This is a genomic window from Arcobacter rhizosphaerae (genome assembly GCF_049472155.1).
GTDB lineage: Bacteria > Campylobacterota > Campylobacteria > Campylobacterales > Arcobacteraceae > Arcobacter_B.
Genome location: NZ_JBMOVW010000005.1, coordinates 115,857 through 138,871, shown reverse-complemented (window position 1 = coordinate 138,871; position 23,015 = coordinate 115,857). Strand labels below are relative to the sequence as shown.

Genomic DNA, 23,015 nt, shown 5'->3' with positions numbered 1-23,015 from the left:
TATTTAGTATTATTGAAATGTTATTTTTTAGACTAATTAGTCAATTTTTGATGTTTTTCTCAAACTTTTAGTTTTTTTTAGTTATACTCTCAAAAAAATTTTTTACTGAGGGTTAAGTAATGGCATTAAATGTATACTACGACAAAGATTGTAATATTGAATTAATCAAATCTAAGAAAGTTGCAATGATTGGATTTGGTTCACAAGGACACGCACACGCAGAAAACTTAAGAGATTCTGGAGTTGAAGTTGTTGTTGGTTTAAGAAAAGGTGGTTCTTCTTGGGCTAAAGCTGAAGCTAAAGGGTTTGAAACATTAACAGTTGCAGAAGCTACTGCAAAAGCTGATGTTGTAATGATTTTATTACCAGATGAAAATCAAGCTGATATTTACGCTAACGAAATTAAGCCTAACTTAAAAGCTGATGCTACTTTAGCATTTGGACACGGGTTTAACATTCACTATGGAAGAATTGCACCAGAAGCTACTAATGATGTAATCATGGTTGCTCCTAAAGCTCCAGGTCACACTGTAAGATCTGAATTTGTTAAGGGTGGGGGAATTCCTGATCTTATCGCTATTCACCAAGATGCATCTGGTTCTGCTTTAGAATTAGCTAAGTCTTACGCTTCTGCTGTAGGTGGAGGAAGAACTGGTATTATTGAAACTACTTTCAAAGACGAAACTGAAACTGATTTATTCGGTGAGCAAGCTGTACTTTGTGGTGGAGCAACTGCATTAGTTCAAGCTGGTTTTGAAACATTAACAGAAGCTGGTTATGATCCAATGATGGCATACTTCGAGTGTTTACATGAGTTAAAATTAATCGTTGACTTAATGTACGAAGGTGGAATTGCAGATATGAGATATTCTATTTCTAATACTGCTGAGTACGGAGATTACATTGCTGGTAAGAGAATCATCAATGATGAGTCTAAAGCTGCTATGAAAGAATTATTAGCTGAGATTCAAGATGGTAGATTTGCTAAAGACTTTATCTTAGAAGGTCAAGCTGGATACCCAAGAATGAATGCTGAAAGAAAGAACAACAGAGCTTCTTTAATTGAGCAAACTGGTTCTCAATTAAGATCTATGATGCCATGGATTGCTGAGAAAAAAATCGTTCAACAAGACAAAAACTAATATAATTTAAGGAAGTTCTCTTCCTTAAATTTCTTTCTTCTATGACTAAAAAAACAAGAAAAAAATCATCAAAAAAAACTAAAAAAAATAGTTCTATATCAAAAGTAAAACTAATAAATATATTTTTATTAGTATTTTTATTTGCCTTCATAGCTTCTGCACTAAGCTATTTTATTATGAAAAATGAAAAAGAAAATACTAATAAGACTATTATTGAAAAAAAAGAAGTAAAAAAATTCCAAGAAAAGAAATTAGATGAGTTTTTTAAATTAGAAGAAGATCCAAAAGATGCTTTTGAAGAATATACTCAAGAGTTCAATAAAGATCATATAGATAAACCTCTTGAAGAAATAAAACAAGAAATTCAAAAGAAAAAAGAAGAACTTGAAAAAAAGAAAATAGAAAAAAAAGAAGCTCCTAGTAAAACAACAAATGATATTTCACTATTTTTAAAGAAATCCTTATATAAATATGATGGGAAAAGTAAACCAAAAATAGTTATTATGATTGACGATGTAAGTTCAAGTAGACAAAAAAAAGCTATTTTAGATATTGGATATAAAGTAAATATGGCCTTTTTACCTCCAACAAAAGGTCATCCAAATTCAGCAAAAATTGCTCAGGATTTACCTTTTCACATGATTCATTTTCCTATGCAAGCATCTAGTAAATTTAAAGGTCCTGAAAAAAATACTCTAAAAATTACTCATACTTATGAACAAATAGAACAAAGAGTTAAAGATTTAAGAAAATGGTATCCAAATGCAGTTTTTACAAATAATCATACAGGTTCAGTATTTACTCAAAATGAAGAGGCTATGGATAAATTATTTAGAGCTTTAAAAAAATATAATTTTATCTTTGTAGATAGTAGAACAACAGCTAAATCAGTTGCTAAAAAAATGGCTGAAAAATACAATATGCCGTATATAGTAAGAAACACTTTTATGGATAATAAAAAAGAGTATACTTATATTCAAAACCAATTAAAAAAAGCAATTAAAATAGCCAAGAAAAGAGGTTATGCTATAGCTATTGGACACCCTCATTCTATGACTATTAAAGTCTTAAAAGAGTCAAAACATTTACTTAAAGGAATAGAACCTATTTTTGTAAATGAATTGCCTTATTTATAGTATTTTCATATAAAATCAACCATTTGATCAAAACTTAATCGTACAGACTTTCTAGGACTTTTTGTCCTATATCCTAAAGGTAAAACTAAAGCGAGTTGAAGCTCTGTTTTATCTAAATTTAAAAGTTTTTCAATTTTTTCTTTTTCAAATCCTTCTAAAGGACAAGAATCAATACCTTTAACTGCTGCAGCTGTCATAATATTTCCTACAGCAAGATATGCCTGCTTAGATGTCCAGTTATAAATATCCTTTAATGAAATTAAATGAGTTTTTGTAAATTCAGTATACATATTTAAAAAAATGTCTAAAATATCAGAAGACAAACCAAGTCTTTCAAATCTTTTTTTAGGAGTACCAGATTCTATTTTAGAATCATTAATTCTAACAAGAACAAGCAATAAATGTGAACATTCTGATACTTGTTCTTGATTCATACTTTCTTTTTTTATTTTATCTTTTAACTCTTGATTTTCGATAACTATAAACTTTGTTAACTCTAAACCAAAAGATGTAGGGGATTTAATCCCTGCGTTTAAGATAAAAGACATATCCTCTTTTGATATTTTTTTATTTGGATCAAAGCTCTTACAAGCATGCCTGAAGTTAATCGCTTCTTCAAATGTTTTATTCATTTTATTTCCTTTTTTTGATAATTTTTCAATACAAAACTTTTTTTGAAACCTAATTTTTCATATATTCCTAAACCTAACATAGATGCTTGAAGCACCATAAAATCAATTCTTTTCTCTTTACTAATAGAAATAGCTCTCTTCATAATATTATCTGCGATTCCTTGTTTTCTATACTTTTGTAAAACTCCAACTAAATGTATTCCCATTACAGAAGAGTTTTTATAAAGCAATGCTGTACCAACTGGTATATTTTCTTTATATGCTAAAAGTAAATTTATATTAGAATCTTTTGAGACTTTATAAATTATCTCAGAATCAATCTTGTAAGAAAAAGATAAAGAAGCTATTTTTGTCCAAAGTTCTATATCTTCCTTACTATGAACTTGTTTAATTTCTAAATCGTTATTTAAATTAATATCTAATTCACTCATATTTAAATACATTCCTATTTGTTCAAAAAGTACAGTGTATTCTTTTGATATTAACTCATTATTTGCCTCTGTAAAAATATCTTTATTAGTTTCCCATAAAGAAATAATTTTATTCTTATGATTATTTATTTTTATCAAATCCTTTAAATCTGAAATTCCATAATCATAAGGCATCCAAAATCTATTGGGCCAAGTCTTTGAAAAATATAAATTTGTGTTCTTCTTAGATACTTGCTTTTGTGCACCCATAAGTTTAAATAAATTTCTTAAATTATTTATATTTTTTTCTCTTAATTCATCATCATTCATTATTAAACCTCAAATTAAATTTATAAAGTAGTATAGCTTTCTATTTAATCTTATGTCATTTACATATGTTGATTTTTATAACTAATCTAAAAATATGTATATTTAAAGTATAATAATTTATTTTATTATAAAGACTAAATATGATTAAAAACTTTAACTATCAAATTCCTGAACTTCAAAGTATGAAGAGTTATCCTAAAAATCTTTTTTATATTGGAAATGATAAGCTTCTACAAACACCTATGGTCTCAATAGTAGGTACACGAAAACCCAATTCATATACAAAAGAGTTTACACATAAACTCTCTTCTAAACTCTCCCTTGCAGGTATTACCATTGTAAGTGGTGCTGCAATGGGTGTTGATGCTATAGCACATAAAGCTTGTCAGGATTATCAAACTATTGCTGTTGTTGCTAATGGTTTAGATATTAGATATCCAAGCGTAAATAAAAATATGATTTGTGAGATTGAAAAACAAGGTCTTGTTTTATCTGCTTATAAAGAAAAACAAAAAGCTAGAAATTATACTTTTGTACTAAGAAATGAAATAGTTGTAGCCTTAGGTAAAGTGTTAATTGTCACACAAGCAGACTTAAACTCTGGTAGCTTAACTTCAGTGGATTACGCACTTAAAATGGGTAAAAAAGTCTATACCTTACCTCATAGATTAAATGAAAGTTTAGGAACGCAAAAACTAGTAGAAAAAAAGTTAATTGAGCCTATTTATGATATTGATGAATTTATAAATTTATTAGTTCCTAAACAAGTTAAAGAAATTCAAAAAGATGAGTTTTTACTTTTTTGCGAAACGTCTCCACTTTATGATGAAGCTGTTTATAAATATAGTGATAAAGTTTTTGAATATGAATTAATGGGAAAAATCGAAATAAAAAATGGAAAAATATTCTTAATATAAAATATTCATAGCAATTTATTATATACATAACTTCTAATTCACTATCATAAATAAAAAGTTTTAGGGATAAACTATGAATTTAAAAGTAGCTCAAAAAGAAGATGTGGCTTCGATATTAAAACTACATAACAAATATCAAATTGATTCTATTGATGAAAAAGATAAAAAAGATGGATTTGTAACTACTGCTTTTAGTAAAGAGCAATTAGAAGATATAATAAATAAAGAAAAAGGGATTTTTATTGCCACAAATGATAATAATGAAGTTATAGCCTATGTAATGTCTGCTTCATGGCAATATTGGTCAAAATGGCCAATGTTTGCTTTTATGATAGAAGACTTACCAAATCTTAGTTATAAGGGTGAAAGAATTACTGTAGATAACTCATATCAATATGGACCTGTTTGTGTAGATAAAAGTGTAAGAGGTTCTGGTGTACTTGAAAAACTTTTTGATTTTGCACTTGATTATATGTCAAAAAGATATGATATTTTAGTTACATTTGTAAATAAAGTAAACCCTAGATCATACGAAGCTCATAAAAGAAAACTTGGACTTGAAGTTATTCAAGAATTTCAATATAACAATAATGAATATTATGAATTTGTATATGACACTAGGAAAAGAGTTCTAAGATAAAAATACTAGTAAAAACTGTAGTTTAGATACTACAGTTTTTCTTTCCTTTTACAACTCTTAAAACTAAATACCCAAATACTCCTGATAAAACAGATCCTATTAGAATTGCTAACTTATCAGTATAAAAGAAAGCATCTGAATCATTATATGCTAGTGAGTCAATAAATAAACTCATTGTAAACCCAATACCAGTAAGTATAGAAATTCCATATATTTGAGCCCATGATGTACATTTAGGTAACTTAGCAAGTTTAAGTTTTACAGCTAAAAAGGTAAATAAAAACACCCCTATTTGCTTTCCAAAAAATAAACCTAATATAATTCCTAAAGATACAGGATTTGTTATTTTTTCCAGTGACATTTCTCTTAAATCTACTCCGGCATTTACAAAAGCAAAAATAGGTAATACAAAGAATGCAACCCAAAAATGTATCTGATTCTCCAAGTTTTTCATAGGTGAGACTGTTTTTTGTTTTAACTCATCTTTCATACGTAAAGGAATAAAAAATGCCAAAATAATACCAGCTAAAGTAGCATGAATACCTGATTTTAAAATAAACACCCAAAGGAAAAGTCCCACTATTATATATGCACCTAAAAGTTGTATTCTCATTCTATTCATTAAATACAAAATAACTATTGAAAATAAGGCCAAAGATAGTGCCTCAAAAGATAATGATGATGTATAAAAAAATGCAATAATTAAAATAGCTCCTAAATCATCAAAAATAGCTAAAGCCATCAAAAATATTTTCAAAGAAGTTGGTACTCTTTTACCTAATAAAGCTAAAATTCCTAAAGCAAATGCAATATCTGTAGCAGTTGGAATAGCCCATCCCCTAAGAGCAAAATCATCTCCTTGATTAAAAAATAAAAAAACTAAAGCTGGAACTAACATCCCACCAACTGCAGCTATTGCAGGTAATGCTATTTTAGAAAAGGAAGATAAATGACCTAAAAGCAATTCTCTTTTTATTTCTAAGCCTATTAGAAGAAAGAAAATTGCCATTAAACCATCATTTACCCAAAGTATTAAGGGTTTTGAAATATTAAGAAAATCTCCAATTTTAAAAACTATTGGGGTATGTAAAAAGGTATTATAAAAGTCTGATAAAAATGTATTACTAAATATCAAAGCAACACAGGTTACAAACATTAAGATAATACCTGAAGTTGATTCTTTTTTTAAAAATTTTCTAACTAAAACCTTCATTTAATTAACCTTTTATAATTATTGATATTTAGTTATCATTCTATTACAAAAATCTTTATTATTTATTAAAAAGAACTAATTAATGTCTTAATTGATATGTAATATCTCCTGCTCCTACACCTAAAATAATTCCTTCATCTAAAACAGAAATAATTTTATCATCTTTAATAAGTTCAATTTTTCCATCGCTTGTTTTTAATCTATCTGCAAAAATAGGATTATAAGAAGCAAACTCTTTTTCGAAGTCTATATCAAGTACCACTTCTCCTGGAATAGTCCAAATAGGTAAAATAACTAATTGATCACATCTTCTAAAGCATTTTTTAAAGCCTTCTAAATTATCATGAGTTCTTGAGTATTTATGCGGTTGCCAGATTACAATTCTTTTATCTAAATTTGTAAGATTATCATAAACTTCAACTGATTTCATTGTAGCTTCAATCTCAGTTGGATGATGAGCATAATCATCAATTATTACCATCTTATCATTTTTCTGAACAATATCAAATCTCTTTTTAATACCTTTGTAATTTAAAAGATTTTTTCTAATAATTTCAATATCTAACTCTTCTAGTGCTGCTAGAATAGCAAGGGAAGCATCTAAAGCAATATGATACCCAAAGCCCCAAACTTCAAATGAACCTAAGTCTTTTAAATCAAACTTTGTAAAAGGCTCTCCATCTTTTAGTAAAAAACATAAATTTTTAATATCAGAGCTTGGATATAAGAAGTTTGGATTTTTAATATTTAGTTTTTTGATATATTCATCTTCACCATTTAGTACATTTTTTTGTCCTAAATTAATAAACTTTTCATAAGCTTGAAAAAACTTTTCATAATCATAATGATAATATTCCATGTGTTCAGGTTCTGCATTTGTTACAATTGCACAATGAGGATTTGATAATAAAAAAGAAGCATCAGACTCATCTGCTTCAAAAGCAACTAAATCATTTACATATCTAAAGTTTGAACCAAAATCTTTTGAAATTGCCCCAATTAATGCTGAACTATCTAAAATTGAAGCTAAGATAGCTGTTGTAGTTGATTTACCATGAGCTCCTGCAACACAATAGTTTTTCTTATCTCCTAAAATAATAGGTAAAGCTTCTTTTCTTGAAAGTGTTCTAATTTGTTTAAGTCTTGATTCAATAAGTTCAGGGTTTTCATCTGTAACAGCAGCTGAATAAATTACTAAATCTAAACCATCAGTAATATTTGAAGCATCTTGTGGACATGAAACTTTTATTCCTTCATTTACTAACTCTTTTGTAATAGGTGTACTTTTCATATCAGAACCACAAACTTCATGACCATCATGTTTTAAAAATCTAGCTAAAGCAGAAAGTCCAATTCCACCTATTCCAATAAAATGTACTTTCATCTAAGCGTCCAGTAAAGGTTGTAAATTTTTATATTCTGCTTGTAAAAGCTCTTTATTCTCTTCTAAAAATTTACTTGCATCAAATTTAAAATCAACTAAGAAATATCCATATTTTTCATTTGAACTATTTGTATCTAAATTAACTTGTGTTTCATAAAAGTCATCAAGAGGTGTTTTTTTACTTAAAACTATAAGTAATACATTTAAGGCTTGTTCTAAGATCTCATCTTTAATGATATTTGCTAAAACAAAAACTAACTCTTTTGCCCCATCAAAATTATCATAAGACCATTTCTCAATTGCATGCTCATAAAAAGCTCTCACATAAAGTAAATTTTTATCAACTAGATCAAGTTTTTTATTTTCATTTACTATTTTTTCTACATTTTCAAATGCAGTTTTTAAGATAACTTCATATAAAGAGTTTATTTTTTCTTCATCTAAACCAAGAACCAGCATAGAATCAAGTGTTTCATACATAGCTGAAATATCTTTATTCTCCATAGATGAAACCCTAGTTTCTTCTAAATACTTAAGAAAATCGGGGTTTGTTCTTGCTTCATTTAACTCATTTTTGTCCATCAATAAAATCCTTTAATCTTGTTAATACTTCTTTAGTTTTTTGAGCATTTTCAACTAATGCAATTCTTACATAACCTTTACCAATACCATTTCTTCCCAAGAAACTTCCTGGTAAAACTTTTATATGTTTTTGTCTATAAAGCTCTTTTGTAAACTCTAATTCATCTTTTACTTCAAGCCAAATATAAAAAGTTGCTTTTGGAGGATTTATTCCTAAAATCTCTTTTGCTAATTCGAAATTTTCTTTATATACAGCTCTAAATTCATCAACATGTTCTTTATTATTCCAAGCAACTGCTGCTGTTATTTGTAAAGGTACAGGTGAAGCACATCCTACATAAGTTCTATATTTCATATATGCTTTTAAAATCTCTTCATCTCCTGCCACAAAACCAGATCTAAGTCCTGGAGCTGAACTTCTTTTTGAAATTGAGTTCATCACAAGTACATTTTTAAAGCTTGTATTTCCAACAGCAATACTTGCTTCTAAAAGTGATGCTGGTTTATCATCTTCATCAAAATAAATCTCTGAATAACACTCATCATTGATTAAAATAAAATCAAACTCTAAAGCCTTTTTAACCCATACACCTAGTTCTTCTTTTGTCATTTCAGCAGATGTTGGATTATTTGGAAAATTCAAAATTACTAAATCACATCTTTTAAGTTCTTCATCACTTAAGTTTGCTTTGAAGTCATTTTCTTTTGTTAAATCTATATGAATAACTTCTGCTCTACTAGCAATAGCAGCACCTTCATAGATTTGATAAAAAGGATTTGTAAAAGCCATAACTGGATTTTTCTTATCAAATAATGCAAACTGAGGAAAATTAAAAAGTGCTTCTCTCGTACCAAATGTAGGTATTACTTCACTTTGTTTGATTTCTACATCAAATCTCTCTTTTACAAAATTAACCATAGCTTGTTTAAGTTCTGGTAAACCAGCACTAGCTGGATATTTTTTCAAAGAAGAAGTTGTTTCTTTTAAAGTTTTTTGAATAAAACCAGGAGTTTCAAATTTTGGCTCACCTATAGTTAATGCTGATAATTCATACTTTTCATTTGGAACTACATCAGCTAATAGCTCATTTAACCTTTCAAAAGGGTATTTTTCAAAATTCATTATAAAATTTATCCTTAATTTAATTTTGTTCTTCAACTACGGGAATTAGCAGTTGATTATATTCATTCATATCAAAAGATATATAGTCTGTATTTGTGTAAAAAAACTTAAATGAAAATCTTTTTTTGAACATCTCTTTTTTAAGTGGCAAAATTTGAACCATATTTTTTTGTTTTTTTAGTTTTCTTATTGGATTTTCAGTACTTGAAATAATTTCAACTTTTTCATTAAAAATTTTTGCTAAATTCTCAAAATGATCTAAAAGGTTTGACTTATCTTCTTCTTCCCCAATTGGATCTAAATCAAATATTCTTGTTTTTGTTTTAACTTGACTTGCTACATCAAATACCATAGGAGATATTTGCTCATAAGATGGAGTATCATTTAAAACAACAACTGTACTTTTTACAGATTTTAACTTTTCATTTCCTAGTTTAAAAATAGGAACTTTAAACTCAATTAATCTTGATACAGCTTCCTTGTCTTTAAACATCTCTTGAGTTAATACAATCATTCCAATATCAAATTTTCTAAAATCTTCTCTTAGTATTTTAAATAAACCTGAATTTGCATAATCAATACAAAGTTTAATAGATGGGAAATGTCTTAATTCATCTTTTATAAAATTCATTATCCCAACACTTGTTGGTCTAGTAACTCTTACTATTAATTTCTTATTTTTTAATCTTTGATTCAAAAATTTTGCTTCAATAATAGCTTTTCTAGCACTCTGTTCACTTTGTAAATATAAATCTAAATATAAATATATATTGTGTCCAAAAGGCATAGGAAATTGCCCTTGATTTTTGCCAATTGCATTAAATACTTGCATTAAAACATAAGGTTTTCCAACTACTAATATCACATCATTGGGTTTTAAAACTAATGAGGGTTTTATAGTAAGAAGTTGTTGATTTCTATATAAAGCAAAGATTTTCCATTTTTTTTGTTCAATTGAACCTATATATCTATAAGCATAAGAGCTACCAAAAGGAATTCTAATTTCCATAATTTCCCCTTGTTTAAGCCCAATATTTTGTGCCACAACAGGAATATTTGGAAGTCTTTCAACCATACCATTTGCTAAAACTTCTATACCTTTATAAACATTTACATAAGGATCATCAACTTCTAAACCCCAATAATCAAGTACATTCATTTGAAGATTTTGTTTATGTTCTCTGATATTTTTAATCACACTTATCATTTCATCTTTTGAATTAAGTGCTATTAAAACTTCTGTATGAATATTTTTATCTAAAACCATAGCTAGTTTAGATTTTGAAGTTGGATCAAACTTATAAAAAGTAAAATTAGAAGGCTTTTGTACAGGTAGAATCAAATCACTCATATATATAACATCATAAGCGTTATCATTAGTATTTGCCTCAACAATTCTATGCATTAGCTTTTTAGCAACAATACCATCTAAAATTATTAATATCTTTTTCATTTTGATATTATATCTTAATTAAATTAATAGTAGATTTTAATCTTCTTTTTGCTCTTTTAAAGGTATTTCAATAACAAAACTTACACCATTTTCTATATTTTTAGCGTAAATTTTTCCCTTCATATTTTGTTCGATAATCATCTTTGACATATATAAACCAATACCTGTTCCTTTACCTTGTTCTTTTGTAGTAAAATAAGGTTCAAACACTTTCATTATTACCTTGTTATCAATTCCCCCAGCATTATCACTAATAGAAATTTTTCCAATATTATTTTCTTTTTTTAAAGCAACTAAAACTATAGGCTTTGATATCTTTTTTTCTATCAAAGCATCTTTTGCATTTGATAATACATTTAATAAAGCTTGCGCAAATTCATTTGGAAAGCCATAAACTTCTAAACCTTTATCAATATTTTTTTCAACTTTAATATTATAATTTTTAAAAGTAGAACCAATTAATTCTAAAGAACTATTTAAACTTTCATGTAATAAAAAGTTTTCTTTTTTCTTATTTGGAATAAAAAAGTTTCTAAAATCATCAATAGTTTTAGACATCATAGTAGTTAAATCCAAAGATTCATCAATGGATTTTTTCATAAACTCTTCATTTAGTTTTCCAATTCTATATGATAAATCTATATTTTGAATAATAATACCTAAAGCATTTAAAGGCTGTCTCCATTGATGAGCAATATTTCCTACCATTTCACCCATTGCAGCAAGTCTTGACTGCTGTAAAAGCATTTGTTCTTGTTCTTTTCTTCTTTCTATTTCTCTTTTTACTTTTGTATCAAGATTTTTGTTTAACTCTTCTAACTGTTCTGATTTTTCATTTAGACTTTTATTTGCTTTTTCCAAATCAGCTGTTCTTTCATGTACTCTTTTTTCTAAATCTGCTTGATATTTTTTAAGATTTTTTTGAGAAGTACTTAATTGTGATATCATAGAATTAAAGGCTTTAGTTAATTCTCCCACCTCATCATTACTTATATTATGGGCTTTAACATCTAAATTATCAGAACTAACTTTTGATACAATTTTATTAAGTTCAACAATTGGTCTTACAAAAGTTTTTGCTATATAAAAAGAAATAATAAAAGATAAAATTGTAAACAAAATAAATAATACTAAATATTGAGTATATAAACTATCAAGTTTCTCATGATATTTTTCTAAATCTAAACTTATATGTAACCAACCCCACGTACTGCCAGATATATTCATAGGATAAACATAATGAAAAACTTCTTCTTTTAAAAAACTTGAGTATAAAATAGAACTAAAAGGTTTATCTTTTTGCATATTTAAAAAAACTTCATCTATAGTTTTTTTATGACTCCAAGAATCTTTTTTTATCAAAAAATATTCATTTTTATTTACTTTTGAAATAATAACACTTTTAACTTTATCTGTCTTTTTTATGTACTGTTTATTAAAATCAATAATTGATGAATTATCACCTTTTAGCAAAGCTTTTGATATTACAAAAGTTATAGATTGAGTTAAACCTTTTGCTTCTGATTGCATAAGTTCTAATACAGCTTTTTTGTGTAAAGAAACCCCAATAACTGCAAAAATAATGGTTATAAAAGTAATTCCTAAGAATAGTAAACTATATACTTTTTTAAATAATTTATTTTTGCTATATACTGACATTTTATTTTATTTCTTTTCCTATTAATTTATCTATTTTTGCTAAAGCTACTAAATAATCATGAACATATTTTAAATAGTCAGCTTTCACATAAGCTTCTATATACTGAGCTTGAACTACCTCTTCTGTTTTTACAGCTTCTATTTGATAAGCTCTTATGTTTAACTCTCTATTCTCTTTAGCAAGTTTTTTCGCTTTTTTTAATGTTTTTATTTGTTTAAAACCAATAAGTGCATTATTTAACTCATTTTTAATTTGCATGGCAATTGCGTCTTTTAACATATCTCTTAATAAATATATTTTTTTATTTTGCAGCATTTTTTCTTCAATCTCATTTGTTGTTTTAAAGCCATCAAAAAGTGGTAAATTTGCTGCAAAACCAATATTCCATCTGTTTCTTTGATCTTCATTTAAAAACCCATATTTATAAGAGTTGTATGTTTTTGATACTTCTCCCATAAAAGCTAGTGTTGGATAATGTCCTGCTTTTTTTTCTTTTATTTGCTCTTTTGTAATTCTTAAAGCTATATCCATTTCTTTTATATCTTGATTTGAGGAATAAGCTTTTTCTACTAACTTAGCAAGAGTATAATTAGGTGGTACCAATCTACTTGTGTATGAGATTTTTATGTCACTATCCCAAGGTAAGCCCATAGAGTTTATAAGAGCTGATTTTACAAGATTTCTATTTGCTTCTAGTTTAGATACAATTGACTCAATTAGTGTAACTGTTACTTGAACTGATAAATAATCAGTTTTTTTAACCATTAAAGAATCTGCACTTTCATAAAAGTTTTTAGTTAAATCAGAAATAAACTGCATTCGTTCATAAGAATCTTTAGCAATCTTATAGAGTTCATTTGTTAAAACATAGCCATAAAAATACTTTTTTGTATCAAAAACAACATTTTGTTCTTCTCTTTTCATAGCGTTAAAAGCAATATGTTTATTTAACTTTGCCTGTTCTATAATAGCTGAGATTTTTCCACCTGTATAAACTGGATATTGTAAGTTTATTGAACCTTTTACTGTGTCTCTACCATAGCTAGTTGTATTAATATTTGAAGGAATTGAATTTCTTCCTAACATAAGTGATAAATCATTTGGAAGTTGAAACTCCCCTTTTTGCTGATAAATAGGACTTTCATCTTTTCTTGTCCCAATTAGCATTGCATTTATAGTTGGATAATTTGCACTAAGGGCTTTATTGTATTGGGCATTTGCTAGTTCTAAAGCTAATTTTGATACTTTATTTCTTTTATTATTTTCTAAAGCTATTTGTATTGCTTCTTCTAAGGATATTGATTTTAATTCTTTAGAAAATAGAAAGCTTACACTAAAAACAAGTAAGAAAAAGTAATTCATTTATACCCTTATATAAAATTATCTCATTATATCTAAAAATAAATAATTTTTATTTTAGTTTAATTTAATAACTTTTTTATTGAAGAATCGCTAATATAATTCAACAAATAAGGTTAAATCCCATGATAAATGAACAAATGCTAAAAAATACTACTATTTTATATGTAGAAGATGATCAAGCTATTCAACAAAACACAATTATTACTCTAAAACTAGTTAATGCCACTATTATTTCTGCAAATGATGGGCAAGAAGGTTTAGAAAAATATAAACAAAATCAAGAAGAAATTGATGTTGTTTTAACTGATTTATCCATGCCAAATATGGATGGATTAAAAATGATTGAAGAAATTAAAAAAATCAACAAAGATATCCCAGTATTAATAACTACAGCACATCAAGACATAAGTTATTTAAAAAAAGCAATTGAGCTTGGAATTACTTCATATATTATAAAACCTATAGATATTAGAAATATTATTAAATCAATTTCTAAAGCACTTGAGATTGTAAATGAAAAAAAAGAATTACTTAAAGAAATAGAAACATTAAAACAAGAAAATCAAGCTTTAAAAGAACAACTAGAAGAAAAAGTATCAACTTAATTTAGATATAATTGCGAAATTTTAATCAAGGTTAATAAAATATATGCAATTTAAAATAGACGCAACTGTAAATAAAGCTAGAGCATGTACAATAAAAACAGCTCATAGTACAATACAAACACCTGTATTTATGCCAGTAGGTACCCAAGCTACTGTAAAAGCACTAGATGCAAATGAACTTCTAAGCATGGGTGCAAAAATTATTCTTGGAAATACTTATCACTTATATCTTAGACCAGGAAGTGAAATAATAAAAAAATTTGGTGGACTTCATGGCTTTTCTAAATTTCCAAACTCTTTTCTAACTGATAGTGGAGGTTTTCAAGCTTTTTCACTAAGTGATAACTCTAAACCTGATGATAATGGTATTATGTTCAAATCACATATTGATGGAAGTAAACATTACTTCACTCCTCAAAGTGTACTTGATACACAATATGATTTAGGTAGTGATATTATGATGATTTTAGATGATTTAGTTGCATTACCAAATACAAGAGAAAGAATTAAAGAATCTATTCAAAGAACTACAAAATGGGCAAAAGAAGCTATTACATATCATAAAAGCCAACAAGAAAAAGGAATAGGAGTAAATCAAAATATTTTTGCTATTATTCAAGGTGGTACAGATAAAGAGTTTAGAAAACTAAGTGCTGAACAATTATGTTCTCTAACTGATTTTGATGGCTATGCTATTGGTGGATTAAGTGTTGGTGAACCAAATGCTGATATGTATGATACAGTTGAGTGGACAACGCAATTTATGCCAGAAGATAAACCAAGATATCTAATGGGTGTTGGATTACCAGAAGATTTAATAGAAAACATTCACAGAGGTGTTGATATGTTTGATTGTGTTATGCCAACAAGAAATGCAAGAAATGGTACTTTATTTACTTCTTTTGGGAGATTAAATATCAGAAAAGCCCAATTTAAAGAAGATGCAAAACCTATTGATGAAGAGTGTACTTGTTATACTTGTCAAAATTTTACAAGAGCATATCTAAATCATTTATATAAAGCAGGTGAAATGACATATTTTAGATTAGCTTCTATGCACAATATTCACTACTATTTAAATCTTATGACACAAGCAAGAACAGCGATTTTAGAAAATAGATGGGATGAATTTAGAACAGAATTTTATGAAAAAAGAGCCTAAAAACTTCTTTTAATAAAAAAGTTGTACCAAAACAACAGACATAAACATACTAGGAATCATAGGAGTCATAGGTTTTTTTCTAATATTTTGAAAATATATTAAAAATATTATTTGTATAATTCCAGTGATTAGAACAAATAGAAAAAAAGCTATAGGTTCAAAAAGTAATGTAACTAAAAGCATATACTTTATATCACCTCCTCCTAGTAGTAAATCCCTATTTAATAAAAATATTACTATAAAAAAAACAAACATTAAAAAAGCCAAGTAAATAGAATTTATAAAAATTCTATCTTCTAATAAACCAAAAACTACTAACATTATAAACATCGTTATAAGCATAATATTTGGTACTATATATTTTTTTAGGTCTAGGTAACTTAAAAAAAGAGAAAAAACATAAAAAACTATATAAAACATTTAAAATTTATATTAAGTATGCTTTTTACTAATTACACTCTCAGAAAAAGCTTTTTTTTGTAATTTTTCACTTTCATCCATAATCCAAGTATTATATATAACGATTGCTGATAGAGCAAAAATAATCAAAAGTAAGGCAACTAAGATTTTATCAACAGCTCCTTTTTCATCTTTAAATTTCTTTATTAAAAAATTTAACATTTTTTTTCCTTTAAAATTTTTTAGATTTATTAATACAAAAGTATACTATAAATTTATTCTAAATCTTTTAAAGCCATAACAAACTCTTTTTAGATATAATCATATTTATATACAACAACAAGGAAAACTATGACTGTAGATGATAAACTAATTGAAAAATTATCAAGACTTTCTAGTTTAGAGATTGATGAGTCAAGAAAAGAGAACTTAAAATCTGAGCTAGCTGATATTATCAACTTCGTTGAGAATTTAAATGAAATTGATGTATCAAAAATTGAAGCTACATTTAATACAGTAGAAGGTGGTACACCTTTAAGAGATGATGTTGCGAAACAAGATTTAGAATTATCAAATCATATTTTAGAAAATGCGCCAAAGAGCGAAGATGGATACTTTATAGTTCCAAAGATTATTGAGTAATAAATAAAAGGAAAACAATGTTTAAGGTTTATGGAATAAAAACCTGAAACTCTGTTAGAAAAGCCTTAAGGTTTTTTAAGGACAACAATATAGAAGTAGAATTTTTTGATACAAAAAAAGAAATACCTACTTCAACTTCTATCGAGTTTTGGATTGAAAAAGCAGGAATTGATTTAGTTTTCAATAGTAGAGGAACTAAGTACAGAAGTTTAAAGTTAAAAGAGCTTAATCTTGATGAACAAGGTAAGTTTGAGTGGTTATGTAAAGAGCCTATGCTTTTAAAAAGACCAATAGTTGAAATGAGCAATGATGTTGTTGTTGGTTTCAATGAAGAGGAATATAAAGAAAAATTTTTATAAAACTAAAAAAGGGAAGAAGTAAAACTTCTTCCCTTTTTTTATGCCATCAAAGATATAAACTAAACAATGATATCTTTTCTAGCTTCTTTTAGAGTATCTGCAATCATAAATGCTAATTCTAAAGCTTGATCAGCATTTAATCTTGGATCACATTGAGTATGATATCTACTTGCTAATCCTTCTTTTGTAATAGCTGAACTTGCACTTCCTGTACACTCTGTTACATCTTGACCAGTCATTTCTAAATGAATACCACCTGCATAAGTACCCTCTGCTCTATGAATTTGGAAGAATTTTCGAACTTCACTTAAAATAGCTTCAAAATCTCTTGTTTTATAACCATTATCAGTTTTAATAGTATTTCCATGCATTGGATCTGATGACCATAATACATTTTTACCCTCTTTTTTAACTCTTGCTAATAGTTTAGGGAAATGATCTTCAATTTTATTTGCACCCATTCTAACAATAAGATTTAATCTTCCTGCTTCATTTTCTGGATTTAATTTATCAATTAATTGAATTAATTCATCTTCTTTCATAGAAGGGCCTACTTTACACCCAACTGGATTCTTAATACCTCTAAAGTATTCAATATGAGCATCTTTTAAGTCTCTTGTTCTATCTCCAATCCATAACATGTGAGCAGCACAGTTAAACCAATCACCTGTAATTGAATCTTTTCTAGTTAAAGCTTCTTCATAGTTAAGTAAAAGTGCTTCATGTGAAGTATAAAGTGATGTTTCACTTAATTGTGCAGTATTTTCACTTGTAATTCCACATGATTTCATAAAGTTTAATGCCTCAGAAATTCTATTTGAAACATCTTGATATCTTTCATCTAATTCATGATCTTTTAAAAATCCTAAATTCCATAAATGAACCTGATTTAAATCAGCCATTCCACCTCTTGAAAATGCTCTTAAAAGGTTCATAGTTGCAGCACTTTGATTATAAGCTTTTAATAATTTTTTAGCTTTTGGATTTCTAGCTTTTTCAGTAAATGCCATATCATTTACAATATCACCTCTATATGAAGGTAAAGAAATACCATTTATTTCTTCAAAGTCTGCACTTCTTGGCTTTGCAAATTGACCTGCTACTCGTCCAACTTTTACAACAGGACATCCACCAGAGAAAGTTAAGACTACAGCCATTTGCATCATTGCTTTAAATAAATCTTTTATATTATTTGCATCAAATGCAGCAAATGACTCAGCACAATCTCCTCCTTGTAAAAGAAAAGCTTTTCCATTTACTACATCAGCTAACTTACTTTTTAAACTTAGTGCTTCACCTGCAAAAATTAAAGGTGGATATGAAGCTAGTTCATTTTCTACTTTCTTTAATTTATCTAAGTCATTATATGTTGGTTGTTGCTTGATTGGAAAATCTCTCCAGCTACTTGGATTCCAATTTTTCATTTTATTGCCTTTATCTTTTATTTAATAATGGATGATTTTATCTAAACTATACTTAATATGAAAAATTAATTTTGTTACTAAATTGTAACAGTAGTGGGCTTTTATAAGAAAAAAGACATATTAGAAAGCCTAATATGTCTGTAAGATTATGCTACTAATTTAGAAAGTAACTCTTTAAAAGATACCTTAAAGGCATCTAATCCATCGCTTAAAAGTGTTTCATAGATTTCATCCATTTTTACACCTTTTGAAGCTATTAATTCAAAATATTCATCACATTGCTTATCAGTCATTACTTCTGACTGTTCTTTTGAACCTACTTGTACCCAATCTTCAATAGTTGCTAAAGGTGCAGTATTTACAGAATTTGGATAAATTAAGTTATCAACATAATAAGAAGGAGCTAATTCATCACCTTTTACACCTGTACTAGCAAATAATGTTCTGATATTTTTATTTTCAAATTTATTCACTTCATGGTAACATTTTGTTGCATTTACAATTCCAAGTTTTGAAGTTTCTAAACCTTTTGAAGCAAAATCACTATCACACAATCTATCAAATCTTGAAACAAATACAGAAATTACAGCTTTAATATCTTTATTTGATTCTTTAATTCCTTCATCTAAAGCCTGCGCACATTTGATAGCTTGGTCAACTGAAAAAATAAGTGTTGCATTTACATGAATACCTCTTGATGTTAATTCTCTCATAGCAATGTATCCAGCTTGTGTTGCAGGAACTTTAATCATTACATTATCAAGTCCGATTGAATTATGCAATCTAATTCCCTCTTCAATAGTCCCTTGGGCATCATCACAAAGTGTAGGGTCAACTTCAATAGAGATAAACCCATCATCAGCATCGTTTTTATGTAATTCATCAAGTAAACAAGCAGCTCTTTTGATATCTGTTAGAGCTAATTCTTCATAGATTGTTTTTGCATTATTTGCTTGTAACATATCAAGTTGTTGTTTATATGCAACAGAATTAGTAATAGAAGATGCAAAAATCGCAGGGTTTGAAGTAGCACCTTGGATTATTTCATCTTTTATAATCTCTTGAAATCTGTTTTCTAAGAAATCTCTTTCAATAAAATCACACCATAAAGAGTAGTTAATTTCTTCTTTTAAACTCATGTTTGTTTCCCTTATAAATTATCTAAGATTTTTGTTAAATCTTTTGTATCAACTATAATATTAGCTTCTTTCTTTAATACTTCTTTAGCACAAAAAGCAACTCTAGTATCAGCATGAGCGAACATTGATAAGTCATTTGCACCATCACCACAAACTAAAGTATCAGCTTTTGAAACACCTAAAATATTTTGTAATCTTTGAATCATATCACCTTTTGAATATCCAAACATCATATCTCCACCAACAAGTCCAGTTAAAATACCATCTCTTTCATGAAGTACATTTGAAAAGTCTGCATCAAGTCCAAGTTTATCTTTAGCAGGTGATGTTCCTATTCTAAATCCACCTGAAAAACATACAACTTTATAGCCCATCTTTTTAAGTTCAGGAATAATCTCATAAGCACCTGGCATTAAAGGTAAATCTTTACAAATCTCTACAGCTTTTGCATACTCTAAACCCTTAAGTAAAGATACTCTTTCAATTAAAGATTCAAAAAAGTCTAACTCTCCAGCCATTGCTTTTTCTGTAATTCCTGCAACTTTTTCCTCTAATCCTAAAGGCTTTGCTAGAAAGTCAATAGTCTCTCCATCCATAAGTGTTGAATCAAAATCAAATACAGCTAATTTCATTAATTTTCCCTAGTTTTATTCTTTAAAGGTTATAATAATACCTAAAATTAACTAAAGGAAACTGATTGAAACTAGCTTGTATTGATATAGGACTTAAAAGAATAGGAGTTGCAATCTGTCTTAGTTCAAATATAGTAACACCACAAGAAGCAATTCTGCGAAAAAATAGAAATCAAGCCTCAAACGATGTAAATGCTTTTTTAAAAGAGTGGGAAATTGAAAAATTAATAGTTGGATTTCCTAGTGCAAGTGAAGATATGCAAAAAAGAATTAATCACTTTGTTAAACTACTAGAACTTGATATACCTTATGAATTCCAAGAAGAGAATATGAGCTCAATTGAAGCCGAAGATATGATGAAAGGTGAAATCAAATACAAAAGAGATGGAAGAGTTGACTCTCTTGCTGCAAAAATTATACTAGAGAGATATTTAGCAAAAAACTAATACTAAATATCTCTGTCTTTTCTTTACTTATAAATCTATTTTTTAGTATTTTGAACCACGGCAATTGCTAAACCTTGGTCATGAGTTATTGATAAATAAGACTTTTTGATTTTATACTTTTTTCTTATTTCTTTTTTGTATTTTATTTTTGGAGCACCAAGCTTTGATTTTTTGATTTTAATATCATGAAATCCACACTCTTTACCAATACCAGTACCCAAAGCTTTTGAAGCAGCCTCTTTAGCAGCCCAAAAACCAGCAGCACTCTCAGGTCTTTTTATAAGTTCAATCTCTTCATCATCTAAAAATCTCTCATAAGCTTTTCGTCCAAACTTCTCATACATTCTTTTTATTCTATCAACAGAAGCTACATCTATACCTATCATTTTAGTCCTAATTGTGTATAATTCAAATATGAAAATATTTGCTAAAAAACTATTATACCTTATCATCATGCTTTTTATAATTAGTTTGATTTCATTTATAGCTATAAATGCAGCGCCAAACTCTTTTTTTGCAAGTGGGCAGTTAAACCCTAACATTACAGAAGAGTCAATTGCTCAACTAAAAGCTATTTATGGACTAGATAAGCCTTTATATGTACAGTATTTTTCATGGCTTATAGCTATGGTTCAACTTGATTTTGGTATTTCCTTTGCTAGTGGTTCACAAGTAAAAGAAGAGATATTAAGTAGAATTCCAATCACACTTACTATAAATATAATCTCAATGGTTTTTATCTTTTTTATTTCACTTTATCTTGGAATAAAAGCAGCTCTAAATAAAAATAGTTTTTTTGATAGATTCACAGGACAGTTATCACTTCTTAGTTTTTCTATGCCATCTTTTTATTTAGCCTTGCTTTTAGTTTTAATTTTTGCTATAAACTTTGAAGTTTTACCAATAGCAGGTTTACACTCCGTACCAGATGATGGAAGTTTAACTTACTATTTAGATTTTGCATGGCACTTAATACTTCCTATTTCTATCATAATATTTAGTGGAATTGGAAGTTTGACTTTATATATTAGATCCCTGACTATTGAGATTTTAAAGTCTGATTATATTTTCTTTGCAAAAGCAAGAGGTTTAAATAACAAACAAATTCTAAGATACTATATCTTACCAAATCTATATCCACCAGTTATTACATTACTTGGATTATCACTTCCAGGAATTATTGGTGGTTCAGTAATACTTGAAACAATTTTTTCTATTGATGGAATGGGACTTTTATTTTTCCAAAGTGCTTTAGCCCATGACTATCCTGTAATTATGGGAATATTAATCATTGGAGCATTTTTAACACTTCTTGGAAATATCTTAGCGGACTTAGTTCTACTAAAACTAAACCCAAACTATGATGGAAAATAAGAAATTTAATTAAGGAAACATAATTGAAAGTTTTAAAAACTATTGAGCAGTTACAAGAAGTTAGAAAAAATATTAACTCAACAGTTGGTTTTGTACCAACAATGGGGGCTTTACATGATGGACATATCTCTTTAATCAAAAAAGCAAGAGAAGAAAATGAAATAGTTATAGTATCTATCTTTGTTAACCCTACACAATTTCTTCCAGGAGAAGATTTAGACGCATACCCTAGACGTGATGAAGCAGATAAAAAAATCTGTGAGATGTGCAAAGTTGACTATCTTTTCATGCCTGAGATTTCTACTATATATGGAAGTGAAGAGATTTTAATAAAAGCTCCAAATAAAAGCTATATGTTAGAAGGCAAAACAAGACCAGGTCATTTTGATGGTGTTTTACAAGTAGTTTTAAAACTATTTGGGTTAACTCAACCAACAAATGCATACTTTGGTAAAAAAGATGCACAGCAACTATCGCTTATAGAACAAATGGTTAAAAACCTTTTCTTACCAATAAACATAGTACCTTGTGATATCGTAAGAGAAAAAGATGGACTTGCTATGAGTTCAAGAAATGTATATTTAGATAAAACTCAAAGAAAAGATGCATTACTTATTTCAAAGTCACTTTACAGTGCTGCTTCACTTATAGCAAAAGGTGAACTCGATGTAAAAAAAGTAGAAAAGAAAATCTATGAGGTTATGTCAAGTCTTGATGTAGAGTATGTAGCAATAGTTGATAAGCAGTTTAATGAAATAGAAACTATTGAGCTTAAAAATACAGTAATTCTAGTAGTTGCTAGATTTGGGAATACAAGACTTCTTGATAATATTTGGTTATAATAAAATA

General features: G+C 27.7%; 25 protein-coding genes and 1 pseudogene. 11 read left to right on the top strand and 15 right to left on the bottom strand.

The annotated features are described in order from the left end of the window. Positions 1-119 precede the first annotated feature (119 nt). Both ilvC and ACH5BH_RS09610 read left to right on the top strand, forming a co-directional pair. Positions 120-1,142, top strand: a complete 1,023-nt coding sequence (gene ilvC, locus ACH5BH_RS09615; protein WP_404306786.1) for a ketol-acid reductoisomerase — start codon at positions 120-122, stop codon at positions 1,140-1,142. A 41-nt stretch (positions 1,143-1,183) separates the two neighbouring features. Continuing rightward, positions 1,184-2,278, top strand: a complete 1,095-nt coding sequence (locus ACH5BH_RS09610) for a divergent polysaccharide deacetylase family protein (RefSeq protein ID WP_423298198.1) — start codon at positions 1,184-1,186, stop codon at positions 2,276-2,278. Between the two features lie 5 nt (positions 2,279-2,283). Here the strand turns inward: ACH5BH_RS09610 and ACH5BH_RS09605 are convergent, their stop codons facing one another. Both ACH5BH_RS09605 and ACH5BH_RS09600 read right to left on the bottom strand, forming a co-directional pair. Further along, entirely contained in the window at positions 2,284-2,910 is a 627-nt protein-coding gene (locus tag ACH5BH_RS09605; protein ID WP_423298197.1) for an NAD(P)H-dependent oxidoreductase, read from the bottom strand. After that, positions 2,907-3,650, bottom strand: coding sequence for a GNAT family N-acetyltransferase (locus ACH5BH_RS09600; protein ID WP_423298195.1), 744 nt, complete (start codon positions 3,648-3,650; stop codon positions 2,907-2,909). The genes ACH5BH_RS09605 and ACH5BH_RS09600 overlap by 4 nt, the downstream gene beginning before the upstream one ends. A gap of 140 nt (positions 3,651-3,790) precedes the next feature. Between ACH5BH_RS09600 and ACH5BH_RS09595 the strand changes: the two genes are divergently transcribed. After that, entirely contained in the window at positions 3,791-4,567 is a 777-nt protein-coding gene (locus tag ACH5BH_RS09595; protein ID WP_423298193.1) for a DNA-processing protein DprA, read from the top strand. Positions 4,568-4,640: 73 nt separating this feature from the next. Next, a complete protein-coding gene (locus tag ACH5BH_RS09590; RefSeq protein ID WP_423298191.1) occupies positions 4,641-5,207 on the top strand; it encodes a GNAT family N-acetyltransferase in 567 nt (188 codons plus the stop codon). Positions 5,208-5,229: 22 nt separating this feature from the next. On the opposite strand, the gene nhaA is transcribed toward ACH5BH_RS09590, so the two are convergent. From nhaA to ACH5BH_RS09555, 7 genes are all read right to left on the bottom strand, one after another. After that, complete coding sequence (nhaA, locus tag ACH5BH_RS09585; RefSeq protein ID WP_404306798.1) at positions 5,230-6,420, bottom strand: Na+/H+ antiporter NhaA; 1,191 nt, start codon at positions 6,418-6,420, stop codon at positions 5,230-5,232. Between the two features lie 79 nt (positions 6,421-6,499). Continuing rightward, positions 6,500-7,804, bottom strand: a complete 1,305-nt coding sequence (gene murC, locus ACH5BH_RS09580) for a UDP-N-acetylmuramate--L-alanine ligase (protein WP_423298189.1) — start codon at positions 7,802-7,804, stop codon at positions 6,500-6,502. Further along, positions 7,805-8,386: a hypothetical protein gene (locus ACH5BH_RS09575; protein ID WP_423298187.1), complete on the bottom strand. Its 582-nt coding sequence runs from the start codon at positions 8,384-8,386 to the stop codon at positions 7,805-7,807. Next, positions 8,373-9,509, bottom strand: coding sequence for a succinyldiaminopimelate transaminase (locus ACH5BH_RS09570; protein ID WP_423298185.1), 1,137 nt, complete (start codon positions 9,507-9,509; stop codon positions 8,373-8,375). Before ACH5BH_RS09570 ends, ACH5BH_RS09575 begins: the two co-directional genes overlap by 14 nt. A gap of 19 nt (positions 9,510-9,528) precedes the next feature. After that, complete coding sequence (locus ACH5BH_RS09565; RefSeq protein ID WP_404306805.1) at positions 9,529-10,962, bottom strand: COG3400 family protein; 1,434 nt, start codon at positions 10,960-10,962, stop codon at positions 9,529-9,531. Positions 10,963-10,998: 36 nt separating this feature from the next. Further along, the gene (locus ACH5BH_RS09560) at positions 10,999-12,621 is read right to left on the bottom strand and encodes an ATP-binding protein (protein ID WP_423298184.1); all 1,623 of its coding nucleotides are present in this window, start codon (positions 12,619-12,621) and stop codon (positions 10,999-11,001) included. Position 12,622: 1 nt separating this feature from the next. Continuing rightward, on the bottom strand, positions 12,623-13,984 hold the full coding sequence (locus tag ACH5BH_RS09555; protein ID WP_423298182.1) for a TolC family protein: 1,362 nt from the start codon (positions 13,982-13,984) through the stop codon (positions 12,623-12,625). A 122-nt stretch (positions 13,985-14,106) separates the two neighbouring features. On the opposite strand from ACH5BH_RS09555, the gene ACH5BH_RS09550 reads away from it, so the two are divergent. Both ACH5BH_RS09550 and tgt read left to right on the top strand, forming a co-directional pair. Beyond that, the gene (locus ACH5BH_RS09550) at positions 14,107-14,589 is read left to right on the top strand and encodes a response regulator (RefSeq protein WP_404306811.1); all 483 of its coding nucleotides are present in this window, start codon (positions 14,107-14,109) and stop codon (positions 14,587-14,589) included. Between the two features lie 43 nt (positions 14,590-14,632). Then, positions 14,633-15,751, top strand: coding sequence for a tRNA guanosine(34) transglycosylase Tgt (gene tgt / locus ACH5BH_RS09545; RefSeq protein WP_404306813.1), 1,119 nt, complete (start codon positions 14,633-14,635; stop codon positions 15,749-15,751). A 9-nt stretch (positions 15,752-15,760) separates the two neighbouring features. Here tgt and ACH5BH_RS09540 read toward each other — a convergent pair whose 3' ends face one another. Next, positions 15,761-16,171, bottom strand: a complete 411-nt coding sequence (locus ACH5BH_RS09540) for a prepilin peptidase (protein ID WP_423298181.1) — start codon at positions 16,169-16,171, stop codon at positions 15,761-15,763. Positions 16,172-16,183: 12 nt separating this feature from the next. Continuing rightward, positions 16,184-16,372 carry a hypothetical protein gene (locus tag ACH5BH_RS09535; RefSeq protein WP_404306817.1) on the bottom strand — a complete coding sequence of 63 codons (189 nt, stop codon included), beginning with the start codon at positions 16,370-16,372 and terminating at the stop codon, positions 16,184-16,186. Positions 16,373-16,501: 129 nt separating this feature from the next. Between ACH5BH_RS09535 and gatC the strand changes: the two genes are divergently transcribed. Together gatC and ACH5BH_RS09525 are read left to right on the top strand one after the other, a co-directional pair. Continuing rightward, positions 16,502-16,792 (top strand): Asp-tRNA(Asn)/Glu-tRNA(Gln) amidotransferase subunit GatC, encoded by a 291-nt coding sequence (gene gatC / locus ACH5BH_RS09530; protein WP_404306819.1) that lies wholly within the window; start codon positions 16,502-16,504, stop codon positions 16,790-16,792. A gap of 62 nt (positions 16,793-16,854) precedes the next feature. Then, positions 16,855-17,151: pseudogene (locus ACH5BH_RS09525) on the top strand (arsenate reductase family protein); the annotation flags it as partial. Between the two features lie 59 nt (positions 17,152-17,210). Here the strand turns inward: ACH5BH_RS09525 and ACH5BH_RS09520 are convergent. The 3 genes from ACH5BH_RS09520 to serB all read right to left on the bottom strand — a co-directional run bounded on the left by ACH5BH_RS09520 (position 17,211) and on the right by serB (position 20,346). Continuing rightward, positions 17,211-18,575 carry a class II 3-deoxy-7-phosphoheptulonate synthase gene (locus ACH5BH_RS09520; RefSeq protein ID WP_404306821.1) on the bottom strand — a complete coding sequence of 455 codons (1,365 nt, stop codon included), beginning with the start codon at positions 18,573-18,575 and terminating at the stop codon, positions 17,211-17,213. Positions 18,576-18,721: 146 nt separating this feature from the next. After that, positions 18,722-19,714, bottom strand: a complete 993-nt coding sequence (locus tag ACH5BH_RS09515; RefSeq protein ID WP_404306823.1) for a transaldolase — start codon at positions 19,712-19,714, stop codon at positions 18,722-18,724. An 11-nt stretch (positions 19,715-19,725) separates the two neighbouring features. Then, a complete protein-coding gene (serB, locus tag ACH5BH_RS09510; RefSeq protein WP_404306825.1) occupies positions 19,726-20,346 on the bottom strand; it encodes a phosphoserine phosphatase SerB in 621 nt (206 codons plus the stop codon). Between the two features lie 65 nt (positions 20,347-20,411). Here serB and ruvX point away from each other — a divergent pair, with 65 nt between their 5' ends. Continuing rightward, entirely contained in the window at positions 20,412-20,792 is a 381-nt protein-coding gene (ruvX, locus tag ACH5BH_RS09505) for a Holliday junction resolvase RuvX (protein ID WP_423274015.1), read from the top strand. Between the two features lie 35 nt (positions 20,793-20,827). On the opposite strand, the gene acpS is transcribed toward ruvX, so the two are convergent. After that, complete coding sequence (acpS, locus tag ACH5BH_RS09500; RefSeq protein WP_423274016.1) at positions 20,828-21,178, bottom strand: holo-ACP synthase; 351 nt, start codon at positions 21,176-21,178, stop codon at positions 20,828-20,830. Positions 21,179-21,206: 28 nt separating this feature from the next. Between acpS and ACH5BH_RS09495 the strand changes: the two genes are divergently transcribed. Together ACH5BH_RS09495 and panC are read left to right on the top strand one after the other, a co-directional pair. Continuing rightward, complete coding sequence (locus ACH5BH_RS09495; protein ID WP_423298268.1) at positions 21,207-22,166, top strand: ABC transporter permease; 960 nt, start codon at positions 21,207-21,209, stop codon at positions 22,164-22,166. 23 nt (positions 22,167-22,189) lie between these two features. Then, the gene (gene panC / locus ACH5BH_RS09490; RefSeq protein WP_423298177.1) at positions 22,190-23,008 is read left to right on the top strand and encodes a pantoate--beta-alanine ligase; all 819 of its coding nucleotides are present in this window, start codon (positions 22,190-22,192) and stop codon (positions 23,006-23,008) included. The last annotated feature ends 7 nt before the right edge of the window (positions 23,009-23,015 follow it).